General features: G+C 38.1%; 21 protein-coding genes and 1 pseudogene. All 22 read left to right on the forward strand.

Going from position 1 to position 15,104, the window contains the following annotated elements; translation table 11 throughout:
* On the forward strand, positions 1–705 hold the full coding sequence (locus ADH99_RS05705; protein ID WP_049555600.1) for a putative HNHc nuclease: 705 nt from the start codon (positions 1–3) through the stop codon (positions 703–705).
* A 3-nt stretch (positions 706–708) separates the two neighbouring features.
* Positions 709–1,056 carry a hypothetical protein gene (locus tag ADH99_RS05710; protein ID WP_049555599.1) on the forward strand — a complete coding sequence of 116 codons (348 nt, stop codon included), beginning with the start codon at positions 709–711 and terminating at the stop codon, positions 1,054–1,056.
* A gap of 15 nt (positions 1,057–1,071) precedes the next feature.
* Complete coding sequence (locus tag ADH99_RS05715) at positions 1,072–1,962, forward strand: DUF4373 domain-containing protein (protein ID WP_049555598.1); 891 nt, start codon at positions 1,072–1,074, stop codon at positions 1,960–1,962.
* Between the two features lie 47 nt (positions 1,963–2,009).
* Positions 2,010–2,381, forward strand: a pseudogene (locus tag ADH99_RS10725) (RusA family crossover junction endodeoxyribonuclease).
* On the forward strand, positions 2,369–2,722 hold the full coding sequence (locus tag ADH99_RS05725; RefSeq protein WP_049555597.1) for a hypothetical protein: 354 nt from the start codon (positions 2,369–2,371) through the stop codon (positions 2,720–2,722). Before ADH99_RS10725 ends, ADH99_RS05725 begins: the two are co-directional and overlap by 13 nt.
* Entirely contained in the window at positions 2,712–3,182 is a 471-nt protein-coding gene (gene ssb / locus ADH99_RS05730) for a single-stranded DNA-binding protein (protein WP_049555596.1), read from the forward strand. Before ADH99_RS05725 ends, ssb begins: the two co-directional genes overlap by 11 nt.
* Positions 3,160–4,377 (forward strand): hypothetical protein, encoded by a 1,218-nt coding sequence (locus ADH99_RS05735; protein WP_152903700.1) that lies wholly within the window; start codon positions 3,160–3,162, stop codon positions 4,375–4,377. Before ssb ends, ADH99_RS05735 begins: the two co-directional genes overlap by 23 nt.
* Positions 4,378–4,463: 86 nt before the next feature.
* The gene (locus ADH99_RS05740; protein WP_049555594.1) at positions 4,464–4,958 is read left to right on the forward strand and encodes a hypothetical protein; all 495 of its coding nucleotides are present in this window, start codon (positions 4,464–4,466) and stop codon (positions 4,956–4,958) included.
* 10 nt (positions 4,959–4,968) lie between these two features.
* A complete protein-coding gene (locus ADH99_RS05745; protein ID WP_049555593.1) occupies positions 4,969–5,295 on the forward strand; it encodes a hypothetical protein in 327 nt (108 codons plus the stop codon).
* Positions 5,292–5,606, forward strand: a complete 315-nt coding sequence (locus ADH99_RS05750) for a hypothetical protein (RefSeq protein ID WP_049555592.1) — start codon at positions 5,292–5,294, stop codon at positions 5,604–5,606. Before ADH99_RS05745 ends, ADH99_RS05750 begins: the two co-directional genes overlap by 4 nt.
* 13 nt (positions 5,607–5,619) lie before the next feature.
* On the forward strand, positions 5,620–6,105 hold the full coding sequence (locus tag ADH99_RS05755) for a hypothetical protein (protein WP_049555591.1): 486 nt from the start codon (positions 5,620–5,622) through the stop codon (positions 6,103–6,105).
* An 11-nt stretch (positions 6,106–6,116) separates the two neighbouring features.
* Complete coding sequence (locus tag ADH99_RS05760; protein WP_049555590.1) at positions 6,117–6,599, forward strand: hypothetical protein; 483 nt, start codon at positions 6,117–6,119, stop codon at positions 6,597–6,599.
* Positions 6,600–7,216: 617 nt separating this feature from the next.
* Complete coding sequence (locus ADH99_RS05775; RefSeq protein WP_049555587.1) at positions 7,217–7,399, forward strand: hypothetical protein; 183 nt, start codon at positions 7,217–7,219, stop codon at positions 7,397–7,399.
* A gap of 76 nt (positions 7,400–7,475) precedes the next feature.
* A complete protein-coding gene (locus ADH99_RS05780; protein ID WP_049555586.1) occupies positions 7,476–7,955 on the forward strand; it encodes a hypothetical protein in 480 nt (159 codons plus the stop codon).
* A 39-nt stretch (positions 7,956–7,994) separates the two neighbouring features.
* The gene (locus ADH99_RS05785; protein ID WP_049555585.1) at positions 7,995–8,216 is read left to right on the forward strand and encodes a hypothetical protein; all 222 of its coding nucleotides are present in this window, start codon (positions 7,995–7,997) and stop codon (positions 8,214–8,216) included.
* Positions 8,217–8,231: 15 nt separating this feature from the next.
* Positions 8,232–8,654: a hypothetical protein gene (locus ADH99_RS05790; protein WP_049555584.1), complete on the forward strand. Its 423-nt coding sequence runs from the start codon at positions 8,232–8,234 to the stop codon at positions 8,652–8,654.
* Between the two features lie 849 nt (positions 8,655–9,503).
* Complete coding sequence (locus ADH99_RS05795) at positions 9,504–9,995, forward strand: hypothetical protein (RefSeq protein WP_049555583.1); 492 nt, start codon at positions 9,504–9,506, stop codon at positions 9,993–9,995.
* 25 nt (positions 9,996–10,020) lie between these two features.
* On the forward strand, positions 10,021–10,467 hold the full coding sequence (locus ADH99_RS05800; protein WP_244266390.1) for a stress-induced protein: 447 nt from the start codon (positions 10,021–10,023) through the stop codon (positions 10,465–10,467).
* On the forward strand, positions 10,427–11,770 hold the full coding sequence (locus ADH99_RS05805; RefSeq protein WP_049555582.1) for a PBSX family phage terminase large subunit: 1,344 nt from the start codon (positions 10,427–10,429) through the stop codon (positions 11,768–11,770). The genes ADH99_RS05800 and ADH99_RS05805 overlap by 41 nt, the downstream gene beginning before the upstream one ends.
* A gap of 13 nt (positions 11,771–11,783) precedes the next feature.
* Positions 11,784–13,337, forward strand: coding sequence for a phage portal protein (locus ADH99_RS05810; protein WP_049555581.1), 1,554 nt, complete (start codon positions 11,784–11,786; stop codon positions 13,335–13,337).
* The gene (locus ADH99_RS05815; RefSeq protein ID WP_049555580.1) at positions 13,334–14,425 is read left to right on the forward strand and encodes a phage minor capsid protein; all 1,092 of its coding nucleotides are present in this window, start codon (positions 13,334–13,336) and stop codon (positions 14,423–14,425) included. The genes ADH99_RS05810 and ADH99_RS05815 overlap by 4 nt, the downstream gene beginning before the upstream one ends.
* Before the next feature lie 98 nt (positions 14,426–14,523).
* Positions 14,524–15,096: a phage scaffolding protein gene (locus ADH99_RS05820; RefSeq protein WP_049555579.1), complete on the forward strand. Its 573-nt coding sequence runs from the start codon at positions 14,524–14,526 to the stop codon at positions 15,094–15,096.
* Positions 15,097–15,104: the final 8 nt, after the last annotated feature.

Consider the following 15,104-nt stretch of genomic DNA (forward strand, 5'->3'; position numbering starts at 1 on the left):
ATGGACTTTAACGCAACACTAAAAAGCAAAAAAGCGGGCGTTTTAACGTTCGAGGCGGACATTGATATAAAACTACCAACTTATCTCAAAAACACAGACACGGGCTTATATCAAGCAAATATAACCATATTAGATCCTCGCGGAATTACAAGAGACCAAAGAGGCTATATATACGGCTTGTTTAACGACATATCCGAGTATACGGGCTACCCGCCGGAAATCGTAAAAGATTTTCTAAAAGGCGAATTTACAACCGAGAAACGGCCCGACCTCGAAAATTTAAGCCTTGCATTTAATGCTATAAGCCAATACGACGCGGGCGAATTTATAGAGTTTATTTTAGAGTGGTGTTTCAAAAATGAGGTGCCGTTTAGACATCAAAAATATTTTGTTGGTAGCGAGCACACTCGAATGTTGTTTCTATATCTTAAATACCGTAAATGCTTTATAAGTGGCGACCGTGGCGACGTGGCCCACTTTGAGGCGGTAGGTATGGGACGTAATAGAAACAAGATAGACCATTCAAAACACCGCTTTATGTGTTTACGGCGCGACTACCATATAGAACAACACACAATAGGCCTAGAGGCGTTTTGTGAGAAATACAAAATAATTCCAATCAAACTCACACCTCAACAAGTGAAAGAGTTCGGAATTGGTAAAGAAATACTAGAAGAACAATTTATATACAAAAAGGAGTATTAAACAATGAGTAAAGAATACATTTTAGCAATTATGAATAAAAAGGACGGTTATTTAGTACAAGACATTGAATTTAAAGACGAATTAAGAATTAAAATCAATTCTTGCGACGCTGTAAAATGCGCTAAACATGTTGCGGTTAGAGATAATGACGCGGAATTTACAGAAAAGGCTTTAGAACGTGCGAACAAAACCGCGGAAATGCTCACGGGAGAAGGTAAAAAATATATCCCGGTAGTGATCGAGTGTGATATTAAAGTTACTACTTTAGACGGGGAAGAAATCGATCGTATGAAATTGGTTGAAGAATACCAAAACAATCCGTTTGAGTTCTTAAAAGAATTATTAGACTAGAAAGGACGGGAGGAAATGGCACGACCACGCAAAGACGGGCTCGACTATTTCCCGCTAGACGTTAATTTTTTATCAGACCTCAAAATTAAGAAGATTATAAGAGCCTACGGGGCGCAAGCAGTAGCCGTGGTAATGAGCATACTTACTACGGTTTACCGTGATAATGGATATTTTGCAACCTATGATGATGACTTAATTTTTATCATAGCGGACGAATTGAAATTAGAGGATAGCTACGTTAAGGACGTGATAGAAAAAATGATAGAGGTTGAATTTTTAGACAAAAAACAAAAAGAAGAAAACAAAATATTGACGTCTATCGGAATACAAGAACGTTATTTAAAAGCGTGTGAGCGCCGAGTTAAAACGACATTAAACGCGACTTACAACCTATTAAATGACAGTTCAAACGAGTTACCGCAAACGGAAAGTACAGATAAAGAGAGTTTCTGTAAACAGAAATCTCACTCAACAGTAGTAAATGATAGCGAAGGTACACAAAGTAAAGAAAAGGAAAGTAAAGAAAAGGATAGTAAAGAAAAGGAAAGTAAATTAATTAATATATCCAATTCTGAAAAAGACAAAATAATAAATGAACAATTTGAAGCTTTGTGGAAAATGTACCCTAGAAAAGAAAGAAAAAACGACGCACTAAAAGCATATAAGAAAGCAATAAAAAAGGGTATTGATCCTTTAATTATAAAAAAAGGAATTATTGAGTATAAAAACTATTTAGAGGTTAACAAAACTCAACCGGAATACGTTGCACAAGGCGGAACATGGTTTAACCAAGAACGTTGGAACGACGATTACAGCTATTTAAAAGCGAACGGTTTAAGGTTTGGTAACAATACAAATACAAATACTAAAGTTCCTATGGTTCATTGGACAGCTAACAATAGATAAAGAGGTAAGAATGCAAGATAGATACAACTTCACAATTCACGGGGAATGTGTGGCAAAAGCCCGCCCCCCGGTTTACACAATACGGACACGTATACACACCAGCTAAAACGAAAGAATACGAGCGGTTAATTAAGAGTGTAGCGCGTGAAAATAATATCCCGTGCATAACAACGGCTTTAAAAATCGACATAACAATATACAAGTCAATTCCGGCTAGTTGGACTAAGAAGAAGAAAGCGCAAGCGTTAAACGGATAATTGCTACCGGTCATTAAACCGGACATTGACAACTATGTTAAAGCCGTTTTAGACGGGTTAAACGGACTATTGTTTGTAGACGATAAACAAATAATCGAACTAACAGCAAGAAAGAAATATAGCGAGAGCGCAAGAACGGAGGTTACAGTTTGGGCAATTTAACAGTATTAGAGCGAATTTTCTTAGAACATTTAAACTACGGCGTGGAAAACGCCGTTACAAGTAAGTTACTAGCACACAAATTTAAAATTGATAGACGACGTGTTATGAAGACGGTTAGTGATATGTGTCGTAAAGGCGTGCCAATCGTTGCGACACGTTGCGGAAGACATAAAGGCTATTTCCTAGCAAGTAACAAACACGAATTAAACGAATATATTAAACCGCTAGAAGCGGAATACCACGAGGCTATGAAACGTATTAATAAATTAAAAGCGTTGACTAGCGACGATTATAAAAAAGTAGAGCTAACAAGAAAGGGAGTATTTAGCAATGATCAATAATGTAGTAGTAACCGGAAGACTTACGCGAGCTGTAGACTTGCGCTATACAAGCAACGGGACGGCTTTCGCGTCGTTTACGTTAGCGGTTGACCGACCTTTTAGAAATCAAAATAACGAAAAAGAAACCGACTTTATTAATTGTGTAATGTGGCGGAAATCGGCGGAAAACCTAGCTAATTACACTAATAAAGGTTCGTTAATTGGGGTTGAGGGACGTATTCAAACACGTAACTACGATAACGGACAAGGACAACGTGTTTATGTTACCGAGGTACTAGCAGAAAGATTTACATTCCTAGAAAGTGCAAAAACAGCGAATAACGACGTTTTGAATGACGGGGGTACAAATAGACTAGGAGTGAATAATAATCAAAATTCTATGGGGAATTTTGGAAATTCCGACCCGTTTACGAGCAATGGCGACGTGTTTAGTGTGAATGATGATGATTTACCATTCTAAAACCAATAAAAAGAGATTTGATAATTTAATCAATGTGGATATTGGGGATAAGATAAAAGTCCCTGATTTCAAAAGCGGTCAAATTGAAATCAATAACGATTTTAGCGTTTTGAGTAAAAGCGTACATGAAGCCCTAACGCAACAACGAGACAACGCTTATAAGAAGCTTGCGGAAGAGTTAGGATATACGCCTATAAACGTTGTCATAGAGAGTTATCCGACAACGATGGAAGAACTTCCAAACGGCAATTTATTGTTTACAACAAATTTCAGATTTAAAGAAGCTAAACAGGAAAAGGAGAAAAAAGAAATGCAAAATAAATATAAGTTGTTGAAAGATGAAACAAGAAGAAGTCCACACGGCGATACGCTTTACAGAATTGAAGCGTTAAAAGATTTTTATGGCGTTAGAAAAGGCGATAAAGGTGGCTACATTCAAGGACAATGGAATTTATCTCAAAGTGGCGATTGTTGGATTCATGATGAGGCTTGTGTTTGGCAAAATGCAGTAGTATCTGAGGACGCAACAATTCGTGATGAAGCTAAAGTGTATGGAGAAGCAATTGTTCGAGGAGATACAGAGGTACACAGTACGGCGAATGTGTTTGAACATGCAATCATTGATGATTGTGCGGTAGTTGGTTATAGCGCTACAGTTAAGGGGAATGCTCACATATCAGAGGACGCTTATATTTGCGACAACTCAATTATTCGTGGTAATGCTAAAGTGTTAGGAGATTCACGTATCAGAGGTCGTTCAGAAATTTACGGGAATGCTGTAATTAAAAATGACTCATCAATTTCAGATTCATCATGTACTGATTTCGTTATTGTTGATGGCGCGAGAGTAATTAATAGCAAAGTATATGATAACGCTGTTATAACAGGCGGTGTTGAGATTGAAAATGCAAAAATCACAAAAAACGCTGTTGTTAAAAGCAACATAGATTATTTGACTTTGAAAAATAATTGGACTAGCGGAAGAACATTCACATATACACACTCAAATAAACTGTACTCTGTTGGTTGCTTCACAGGAACGGGCGAGGAACTGATTGAAAAAGCGTATAAAGATAGTCAAACATCAGGAAAATTCTATGAAAACGCCGTGAAATATGTTGAAAGTGTTTATAAATTACATGAGGAGTTAGGAAATCTTGAAAACAACAATAACCGTTGGGAAATGCCATTTTAAAATCGTTAAAAAGCTAGAAAACACGTACATTGTCGAAAGAAACAACGAAAGTACATTACGGCTAATAGGAGAGTGGATTACAAAGAATGAGTAACTATTTAATAAAAGTTGGGAATTTATTTTATTCCGGGACTAACAATTATGAAGCGCAAGCGGGTTATTTAGACAAGAAACACCCTAAAAAGTTAGTGGTTTTAAATAAATTTGATTTTAACGCAATGATTTTTCCTAACAAGCAAGAAGCGCAAGCCGTTGCCGACTCGCTTAAATATGATTGTGAAATTATCAAATTCAGACAAGAGGAAAAATTGCCGGACGTTGAATATTTAAGAAGCGCCGAGGTTGCTAAAGACGCGTTACAAGACATTATAGACGAATACGGCGAACGTAAAGCCCGTGAATTGTTGAGAGTATCAAACTATACGTTTGATAAGGTATGGAAAGGTCAAGCGGACGAGGTTTGGGATCAGCTAATTATTAATACTCTTAAAACCATGATAAACCTCGGACATACAGAATTAAAAATGTATATGCACCATAGAAAAGACTTGATGTACCAACAAAGAAAACAACGACTTTAGAGGTGAGTATATGGAAATAATGACTAAGGTAACTTGTCCTTACTGTAAACAGTGGTTAAATATTGAAAGTTTCTTAACTTTAGACGACCTTAAAAACGAATGTACGTATAAAGAGTGTTACGTGTGTAACAAACATTTTTCGCTTTGTTTAAAAACTAATATTCACGCTAGAGCATTAGACATTGAAACGGAAATAGAAGACCTTACACGTTCAATAGAGCTATTTAGAAAAATGGACGCAAGACACCCGCTTTTAAAAGACGCTCGATCTAGTAAGTGGCGTAAAAAGGAACTAGAAAAGCTATACAAGCTACAAAAGGAGAATGAAAAGAAATGAATAACGAATTAATTAGCAAAATTGCCGAGTTGTTACAAATTACGACGCAAAAAGCGAGTGAGCTATACCCTGTATTGGTTAACGAAACCGTGTTAAATAGCGTTATCAATAATTCAGTTTTAGCAATTATTGCCGTTGACGCTTTAGCTTTCTTATTTTGGGACAATGTAGAGGATTTAACGAGAGAAAAAACAAGAAATTTCATTACAGCGTTGCTAATCACTTTAACGTTAGTATCTGGCGTGTTTTATATTTTTAAACCGTTTCTAACGCCTAACATTACGTTTTTAAACGGGTTATTTAACAAATAAGGAGTGATGAAAAATGAGTAACGTACAAACACAAAGAGGGCTAGAACTCGAAATTATGGGACTTGAAGACAAGCTAGCTTACAAGAAAGATATTTTAAAAACATTGAGAACGATTGATACAAACGGCCGTTACTATTTAGGTTGCGACGGAATTATTCACGAATTGGTACCAACTGTTAATAATTTAACGTGGCAAAAGGCTATTAATCAAAACAATACGTTTAAGACAGTTAAAGACGCGGAAAAAGAGCGCGACAGACGAGAGCTGTTGTATGAGGTTAACCAATTCCGCGACGAGTGTAACAACGGCTGGTTCCCGGATTGGTCGAACTTTAATCAAATTAAATGTTTTATCGGGTTTCAAAGGGGCGTTTTTGAGGCCTGTGCCAATTGGTCGTTAGCTAATTTTTCCGAGTTTGGATATTTTAAAAATAAAAAAGATTGTGAAAAAGCTATCGAGAAATTCGGCGACAGAATTAAAAAGCTATACATTGACTAGGAGGAGACGTTATGGAATTGTTAAAAAATCTTAAAAAACAAAGAGCAGAATTAGATAAGAAGATTGAAACATTAGAATACGCGGAGCGCGTGTTTGAAGAAGGAGACCAAATTTGGTTTGTTGACCATTTCGGAAACGTTGAATGTGGAAAGTGGGGTAATTTTGCATGGGTTGATGGTGCATTCAATCAAGGGCATATCTTCAGAACTAAAAAAGAAGCTGAAACGGAAGCAAAGAGAAGAAACTTACTAACACGATTCAGATCGTTCAGAGATGAGTGTAATGATAGATGGAAGCCTGATTGGAATAATGAAGATAAAAAATGGAATATTCGTTATATGGAAAATAGTTTTTTAACAGAATTGGCGTTTGAGTCGAATTCTTTTTCAACATTCGGCTGTTTCAAAAACGAAGAAGACGCCCAACGTGCCATTGATCTATTCGGTGACGAAATTAAAGAACTATTCGTGGATTGTGAGGAATGTGAGTGGTAGAAAACATGACCTTAACATTACAAACGGACGCGTACGGAACACGATACGTAAAGATAGACGCGACAAATATTGACCGTATACAAGGTGAAACAGGCGGGCTAAAAACAATCGTTTGTTATAGAGGTGTAACGTGGAATAAAGAGGGCAAAATGAGCTACGTAAACACAAATATAACAGTATTCGAGCCGGTGGAAGACGTTATTAAAAAGTTCGAGAAAAGTGGGCAAAGAATGAGAAGCTTTCAATGCTACACGGACGACCGAGAAATAGAGAGAGTTATCAACGGGGGTTACTAACAATGACAAAAGACACAATTTATTTAAAATCGGGCGACGCTTTCATAATTATGTGGGAGGATAGTATCGAGATAGTACAGCCCGACGGCAACAGTTGTATAGCTAGACGGCTAGAGAAAAATAAAAGTTCAATCGAGCTAATTAAACGAACGCCGGACGAGGTAAAAGAAATTGCCGAGCGTTACGAGAAACAAAAGAAAAAGCTTCTATTTAGTATTGAGCGTAACCCTTATGCAAATACTACCGAAATACAAATAGGATCACATAACATACGTTATACGAATTGAAACCTAACGGGAGATATAGGAAAGGAGTTATAACATGGACACGGACTTAAAAGACCCCCGCGGTAAAATTCGTTGCATACAACAAGCGGAAGAAGAAAGAAAAGCACAAAACGGCAAAAAATTATTTTCAGAGGATCTATATATGAAACATTGGAAGAAAGTTATAAAAAGAATGAACGATAGGTTAGATGAAATGGAAAGGCGTAATAAACAATGAATACACCAATTTTAACACCGAAAACACTACTACTAATCACGTTACACGGATACAAAGACCGGGAGTGTGAAAGAGAATGATTGAATTAAACACAGAAGAAGGCACTAAACTAGAAATATACGATACTAGCTGTATCTTATCCATGAGAGAGCTATATGGCGGGCTTAAAGGAGAGTACACTAGCTTAACAATAAGTGGCCTAACTAGTAGCGTAACAGTCTTAGAGACTAAGAGACAGATAGAAAGAATGTTGAAGCTAGAGCGCGAGCAATCAAAAGACCACGAAAACTACACTAACCGCGTATATAGATACATTAGCAAGATAGTGTATAAGAAAAAGGACGCGAGATACAGAGAAGACCTAGAATATATAGAATATGTAATAGTAACAGCTACGAAAAGCGGGAAAGTAACGGCCATAGACCAGAACGGCCGAGAAATAGATATAGCGGAAACTTATAAAGTAGAGAGCGGGTTACAGCAAGCGGACAATATCATAGGACTAGAAGAAAATTTTTTCATAAAGGCTATAGGTAAGGGGCGTTATTGGAAATAATTAAAGTATATGACGCCTATAACGAAAAGGGGTAAAACAATGAAATTTATTAAATTAAGAAACGGAATGAGAAAAAGCAACAGTTATACAGTAAATATTGATAATATCGCTTGCATTGAAACGATTGTATCAGAAGATGGAAAGGTTAAAACATGGATACAAGGAAAAGGGTTTGAAAACGGCGAACTATACGTAAAAGAAACGGAAGACGAAATTTTACAAATGATAAAAGACGTTGAAAAACTATCTTGTTTATCGTAAGCGGGGGGGGAATAAATGGACAAGTCAGAACTAGCATATTTTGAAAAGTTATTTAAAGACTATCACACGTACAACAAGAAAATACTATTAAGAAAAGCGGAACTAACAGTAAAAGAAATCGACGAAAACGTTGGAGGCGGTAAGAGCAACATACGAGCGAAAACAGTCGAAAATATGGTTATCAAAAATCTATCAGACGATAGGCTTGTTTTCCTCGAAAAAGTGTTAGAAGCTATTGAATACACTTTAGACATGATCTACATCATCAACCCGCAATTTAAAACGTTGATCGTTGAAAAGTATTTCAAAAACGGCGGTATTGAAACGTGGGAAGACGTGGCAAAACGTGTAGGTTGGTCTACCAGTCAAGCGTATAACATTCGCTATAAGACTTTAGAAATTTTTGCAAACAGATTAGGACTAGCAAACACGCTATAACTTTAGAAAAAAGACTGTAGTTTTCCACTAACTTTTAATATATATTGGTATTGTAGAGAGTTGGCGGAAAGCTATTTTCTTTATTTCTTTTTCTATAAAGGGGGGTAACACCCCTGTAACACTCGGTAGTGTAACGTAACACGCTCGCTAATCAAAAAGCCTGATGATTTTAATCCTTTAGTTTGTGTATTTCTACTGTATTTATTTCAAGCGAGAAACAGCGGTTCAAGCCCGTTACGAGTGATAGCCGTATTAAACGGCGCACCTCCCAACATTTTTGTTATTCATGGTTGGTACTCCATATTTTCCCTCTCGTTATCCTATCGCGGGAGGGTTTTAATAAAGAAAACAATAAGTCTTTAAACACACTAGGCGGTATCTTTATGCTAGATACTAAACTCAAAAAAGTCAGCGCTAATTTATTAGTGCCCAGTCGTTCCATTTCTGCCGAGCGTTTGTAAGACTTTTAGCTAACAGGCCTAGTTTCGGAACGACTGATACGTATACATATTTCCTCGGCGTGCTATCTATCCGGAAATGGTAGCGCGGAATATAAAAGATAGATAAGGCCGTTTCAACTTTTTCGGGGTTAGAGAAACAAAACTGTACAGCGTACTACACCGGCGGAGAGGGGCAAGGTTACGTTTACGGGTTGTTTGATAAGGTTGAATAAAGGCGCCTAGCTAGTGCCCTAAAACCTAGTTAAATGACTCTAGTATTCTTGTTAGGGTTCAACTCCCTATGTAGTAATAGAACGAGCTATACGTCGCAATAGAGTATAGCTAAAAAATATTGTTTAGACGTCTGAAAAGGCGTCTTTTTTGTTATATAGAAAAGAGGTAAAAGGAAATGAAAACAGAACTAACAAAGCATATAGAGTATTTATTATTCAAACATACAAACATACTAGGGACTTACGGCTGTAAAGAGGTTAAAATCGGCGGGACTTTCACAAAAGAATACATAACACCGCACGTGGAATATGTGGACTATATGACGGTAGACTCAAAAGGCGTAATAACTTGCTATGAAATCAAAACGAGTAAACAAGACCTATACAGTGATAACCGCTTATCATTCCACGGGCACAAAAATTATATTGTAATGCCAGAAGAATTGTTTAACGAGGTAAAAAATGAAAGTGATTTTTTATGGTTGGTTAATAAAAAAGCTGGCGCAATAGTCGTTAATGATAAAGGCGAATTAAAAAAAGGGTTTGAATGTTACAAAACAGACTTACCAATAGGGAAAGCAACAATATTATTAGAGTCATTCGCTAGGTCTACAGCTAGAGAGACGGCGAAACTATACGAATTAGAACACAAGAACGAAACAACCTAGAAAGGGGCAAAAAGGACGTGAAGACTTGACAGAAAAAAGTATAAGAGCAGGCACGAAAAACTTAAAACCGACTAATACGTTAACCGTGGAAGAACGGAAGATACTTGCACGAAAAGGCGGAATAGCTAGCGGAAAAGCAAGAAGAAAAAAAGCGGACTTAAAAAAAGCAATAAAAACTATTCTAGCTATGGACGTTACAAACCCTAAAGACATTAAAAAGTTAGAGTCGGTAGGCTTAGAGTTAACATACGAGAATTTAATTGCTTACGCAACAGTTGAGCAAGCCTCGAAAGGAAACCAGCGAGCAACGGAAAACGTAATTAAGCTAGCGACTACCGAGAAAGACAAACACGACATAGCGGAACAAAAAGAACGTATCAAAGCTATGAAGATGAAGAACAAACAAGCGCTAGAGTCGGGGGGGTTGGAAAATGGCGAAATTATCATTATCAACGACATTCCAAGCGAGTAAAAATATAAACCCGACGTACTACAAGGTATGGCACACACAAAAGCCGTACATTGTGTTAAAAGGCGGACGTAACTCGTTTAAGTCTTCCGTAATTGCATTGTTATTAGTGTTTAAGATGGCGCAAGCAATACAAAAAGGGCAACGGGTAGAAATAGTTGTTATCCGGAAAGTAGCGAACACGTTATACGACAGCGTCTATCAACAAATTAAATGGGCTTTAGATAAGTTCGGACTAGCTGACAAGTTCGAGCCTCGTAAAAGTCCGTACAAGATCATACACAAAGAAACCAATAGTACGTTTCACTTTTACGGACAAGACGATTACGAAAAACTAAAGTCAAACAAAGTAGGCGGAATTATTGCCGTATGGTATGAGGAAGCGAGCGAGTTTAAAAGCTCGGAAGAATTCGACCAATCAAACGTAACGTTTATGAGGCAAAAGCACCCGGATTATGACCGAGTACAATTCTTTTGGTCTTATAACCCGCCTCGTAACCCCTATAGTTGGATAAACGCTTGGACGGAAAGCCTAAGAGGTAGCGAGAGTTATTTAATACATGAGTCTAGTTACCTAGACGATACACTCGGTTTCGTAACGGAACAAATGTTAGACGAGATAGAGCGTATCAAACGGAACGACTATGACTATTACAGATATTTATATCTAGGTCATGCCGTCGGTTTAGGGAATAACGTTTATAACATTGATTTAATGAAAGGTGTAGACGCTGTACCGAAAGATGAGCGACCAATATATTTATATTTCGCAAGCGATACGGGGCACCAACAAAGTGCGACTACATCATTATGTTTCTTGTTGACGCATAAACTCGGCGAACAAAAGCCGAGAATATATTTATTAGATACGTACTATTACAGCCCTAAAGGGAAAGTACACAAAAAGGCACCTAGTCAGTTGTCAAAAGATTTATATGAGTTTGAAACGTTAATGAGTAACAAACTTAAACGTACATCAATACGTAACAGAACAATGGATAGTGCCGAGGGTGCCGTTCGTAATCAATATTTCGAAGACTATAATATACGCTGGCACGCTGTTAATAAAAAGAAAAAGGTTGTAATGACTGAATACGTCCAATCGCTGTTAGCGGAGGGGCGTTTTTATTATCTCAAAACACCTAACAATCTAGAGTATTTTATCAACGAGCATAAAACATACGCATGGGACGAAAGAAGCCTATTGAATGATGACCCGCAAGTTATTAAAGAGAATGATCATACTTGCGACGCGTTTCAATATTTCGTTATGGATAACCTACGCGACCTAGGGCTAGAGCATTAAAGGAGGTGAGCGAGTGCATTGGTTAAACAGATTAATTTATTTATTTAAGAAAGGGGGCGGACAGTTGAGGGACATTATTTTAGGACAAAGCATTAATAAAATTACAGATCACCCGCGTGTTGCTATCGACCCGCGAGAGATTGACCGTATTAATGACAATTTTCGAGTATACACCGGAAAGCATAAACCTATTGAATACATGAACAGTAACGGACGCCGTGTGAAGCGTCCTTTTATTTCGCTTAATATGGCGAAAGTAGTGGCGGGATATATTGCCGGAGTGGTGTTTAATGAACAATGTTCAATTTATGTAGACGACTTAAACGGGGACAAGAAAGAGCAAACGGACAGTAAGGCCAACAAGTTTATTCAAACAGTATTGAATGATAACAAGTTTAAAAAGAATTTCTCTAAGTATTTAGAGGTTATGTTTGCTACTGGCGGTTTAGCTGTACGGCCTTATGTTGACGGCAACAAGATTGAGTTTAGCTGGTGTTTAGCCGACACGTTCATTCCGCTACAGTCAAACACAAATAACATTAGCGAATGTGTTATATCGACAGTATCAACCGAGGCTAGTGGAAAGAAGACTCTATATTACACCTTGCTAGAATTTCATGAGTGGCAAAAAAACGGCGACTACACAATTACGCATGAGCTTTACTACTCGGACAGCAAAGACGTAATCGGTAAACGAATTGCGCTTACTGACTATGAGCCTTACTCGGACTTACAAGAGGTTATCACGCTTAAAGGTTTATCTCGTCCGCTGTTCGCATACGTTAAGCCTTACGGTTTTAACAACATCAATCCAAGAAGCCCGCTCGGGTTGTCGGTAGTTGATAATGCAAAACCAACATTACAACAAATAGACGAAACATACGACGCGTTCCGTTGGGAGATTAAACAAGGGAAACGTCGTTTTATTGTCAGTGATCATTTCTTACGAGGTGAGAAAGACGCATTAGGTAACGTTCGTACTTACTTTGATGATGAAACGGACGTATTCGTTGGTTTGCCGGCTGGTATCGACGATATGAGCAAAAAGGATATTACAAGCGACCTAAGAACGGGCCAATATATCGAAGCTATTAATAAGTTTTTAGCAACGTTAGAAATGCAAACGGGGCTAGCAAGTGGCACGTTTACGTTTGACGGAAAGAGCATGAAGACAGCGACCGAGGTTGTAAGTGAAAAGTCTGATACTTACCGCACGCGAAACTCACACGTTACAGAAATTGAAGAATTTCTAAAAGAGTTGATTATCTCAATTTTCGAGCTAGGAAAAGCAAGCGGTCTATATACCGGGAACATTCCGACATACGAACAGATTGGTGTTGATTTTGACGACGGCGTATTTAGCGACAAGAACGCGGAACTTAACTTTTTAGGTAAAGCGTCGTTAAACAAGTTTATCAGCAAACAAGACGCTATTAAACGATTATTCAACCTTACGGACGAGCAAGCTAAGGAATGGTTAAAGCGTATCAATGATGAAGAATATTATACAAGCGTTGAATTTCGCGAAAAACAAGCCTTAGAGGAAGAATACGGGGCGGTTGAATGATTACACTCGACAAATTAGAAAAGCGCACCAAGGCTATATCGGAAGCTTACGGCGACTTAACACTCGGCGTAATGAAAGAGATAGCAAACGAATTAAACACGAATGAAGAAAATTATATCGAGTGGCGCGTTAATTCAGAATTAAAAAAATTCGCGTTTGTAGATCGAGTACGACGAAATTTAAAAGATGAAATAGTAACAGCTAATAAGAATTTAGAACAAGAAATAAATGAGGCGAGCGTTGACGTGGAAAACGAAAACGCCCGCTTTTTTAGTACGCCAAATTACGAACTAGCTTTAAAGAGCGTTGAGAGTGTGAAAGAAACAGCGTTCAACGATTTTCATCAAAACGTACAGAAAACACTACTCGACAGAAATATAAGTAACAACGCTGTACGAAAGGCTTACGACGACGTTTTAACAAGGGCTAGCCGTGGGGTAGTTAACGGGAATATGACCCTAGAGCAAGCTATCGAAAAGGCGGTAATGGAAGTATACGAAAAAGGTTTGCCGTCCAATTTTTGGGATAAAGCGGGTCGTAATTGGAATATTGAACGATACGCGGAAACCGTAACCCGTTCAGCAATGCAAAACACGTATAACAAAGTCCGGACGGCACGAATGGAAGAAGAAGAATTATTTACCGTTCTAGTATCCTCACACCCTCGAGCGCGTGAGGCTTGTTCGTATTGCCAAGGAAAAGTAATTGATATTCGGCCAATCGGACAGAATACAAGCGGTTATCCAAGCGCTTATGAGTTTGGATATGGAACACCAGCGGGACACCGGGGGATTAATTGCCGTCATCAATGGTTCCCGTTTGACCCGGACATAAACGAGAATAACCAACCTCAATTTACACCAGAAGAAGCACAAAAGAATGAGGCTATTTACCAACAACGTAACACGCTAGCAAGGCGCATTCGAAAGACTAAAGGGAAGTTAGAGCTAGCCAAGACGTTAAAGAGTGATAGCGTCGACCATTACAAGAAATTGCTACGGAAGCAACAAGCACGCATGAGGGAATACGTGAAAGAACATGACTTAAAACGCGACTACAGCCTAGAGCGTGCACCAATTCAACCATAAAAATACCGTCTTTTCGGGAGGGGTAGACGTTAAAGAATACCAACAAAACTACTTACGAGAGGCAACCTCGTACAAAAGCGTAAAGGAGATAAGAAAACATGGACTTTAAAGAATATTTACAGTCGAAAGGTCTCGACGTGGTGACAGCGGAAACAATCATTAATGGAATGGCGGAACACAAGCTATATATCACTAATGAAGAAAACGCCGGAACGCGACTAAGCAAGGCAAAAGAAAAGAACAAACAGTACGAAGAAGACTTAAAAAACGCCAATACGTTAATTGAGCAATTAAAGCAAAACAACGTAAGCACGGAAGATATGAAAGCTAAGTTAACGGACTACGAGAAACAAATTGAAGATCTAAACAATCAACGACAAGCCGACAAGCTTAATAACTACATTGATTTAAGTCTAACAAGTGCTAATGTTCGCAACTTAAAAGCGGTTAAGGCGCTGTTAAATATGGACGGTATTAAGGCCGACGACAAAGGAGAGTTTACAGGGTTAACGGAACAGTTAGACGCGTTGAAAGAGAGCGATGGTTATTTATTTAACGCTAGCGAGGCCGAGCAATCAAATTCACCGCGTTTCGCCGGAGGAAACCCTAACAACGAGCCTAAGTTATCGGAATTAGAACAAGCATTATTTAACGGCTTTGACAATCAATAAAAATCTAA

The organism is Granulicatella sp. 572.rep1_STHE (assembly GCF_001073445.1).
GTDB lineage: Bacteria > Bacillota > Bacilli > Lactobacillales > Aerococcaceae > Granulicatella > Granulicatella adiacens.

Coding starts and splice junctions, on each gene's coding strand:
- ADH99_RS05795 (WP_049555583.1), top strand. CDS start 9,504: ATGAAAACAGAACTAACAAAGCATATAGAGTATTTATTATTCAAACAT.
- ADH99_RS05745 (WP_049555593.1), top strand. CDS start 4,969: ATGGAAATAATGACTAAGGTAACTTGTCCTTACTGTAAACAGTGGTTA.
- ADH99_RS05760 (WP_049555590.1), top strand. CDS start 6,117: ATGGAATTGTTAAAAAATCTTAAAAAACAAAGAGCAGAATTAGATAAG.
- ADH99_RS05820 (WP_049555579.1), top strand. CDS start 14,524: ATGGACTTTAAAGAATATTTACAGTCGAAAGGTCTCGACGTGGTGACA.
- ADH99_RS05735 (WP_152903700.1), top strand. CDS start 3,160: ATGATGATGATTTACCATTCTAAAACCAATAAAAAGAGATTTGATAAT.
- ADH99_RS05740 (WP_049555594.1), top strand. CDS start 4,464: ATGAGTAACTATTTAATAAAAGTTGGGAATTTATTTTATTCCGGGACT.
- ADH99_RS05705 (WP_049555600.1), top strand. CDS start 1: ATGGACTTTAACGCAACACTAAAAAGCAAAAAAGCGGGCGTTTTAACG.
- ADH99_RS05785 (WP_049555585.1), top strand. CDS start 7,995: ATGAAATTTATTAAATTAAGAAACGGAATGAGAAAAAGCAACAGTTAT.
- ssb (WP_049555596.1), top strand. CDS start 2,712: ATGATCAATAATGTAGTAGTAACCGGAAGACTTACGCGAGCTGTAGAC.
- ADH99_RS05750 (WP_049555592.1), top strand. CDS start 5,292: ATGAATAACGAATTAATTAGCAAAATTGCCGAGTTGTTACAAATTACG.
- ADH99_RS05775 (WP_049555587.1), top strand. CDS start 7,217: ATGGACACGGACTTAAAAGACCCCCGCGGTAAAATTCGTTGCATACAA.
- ADH99_RS05805 (WP_049555582.1), top strand. CDS start 10,427: ATGGCGAAATTATCATTATCAACGACATTCCAAGCGAGTAAAAATATA.
- ADH99_RS05790 (WP_049555584.1), top strand. CDS start 8,232: ATGGACAAGTCAGAACTAGCATATTTTGAAAAGTTATTTAAAGACTAT.
- ADH99_RS05715 (WP_049555598.1), top strand. CDS start 1,072: ATGGCACGACCACGCAAAGACGGGCTCGACTATTTCCCGCTAGACGTT.
- ADH99_RS05755 (WP_049555591.1), top strand. CDS start 5,620: ATGAGTAACGTACAAACACAAAGAGGGCTAGAACTCGAAATTATGGGA.
- ADH99_RS05710 (WP_049555599.1), top strand. CDS start 709: ATGAGTAAAGAATACATTTTAGCAATTATGAATAAAAAGGACGGTTAT.
- ADH99_RS05815 (WP_049555580.1), top strand. CDS start 13,334: ATGATTACACTCGACAAATTAGAAAAGCGCACCAAGGCTATATCGGAA.
- ADH99_RS05780 (WP_049555586.1), top strand. CDS start 7,476: ATGATTGAATTAAACACAGAAGAAGGCACTAAACTAGAAATATACGAT.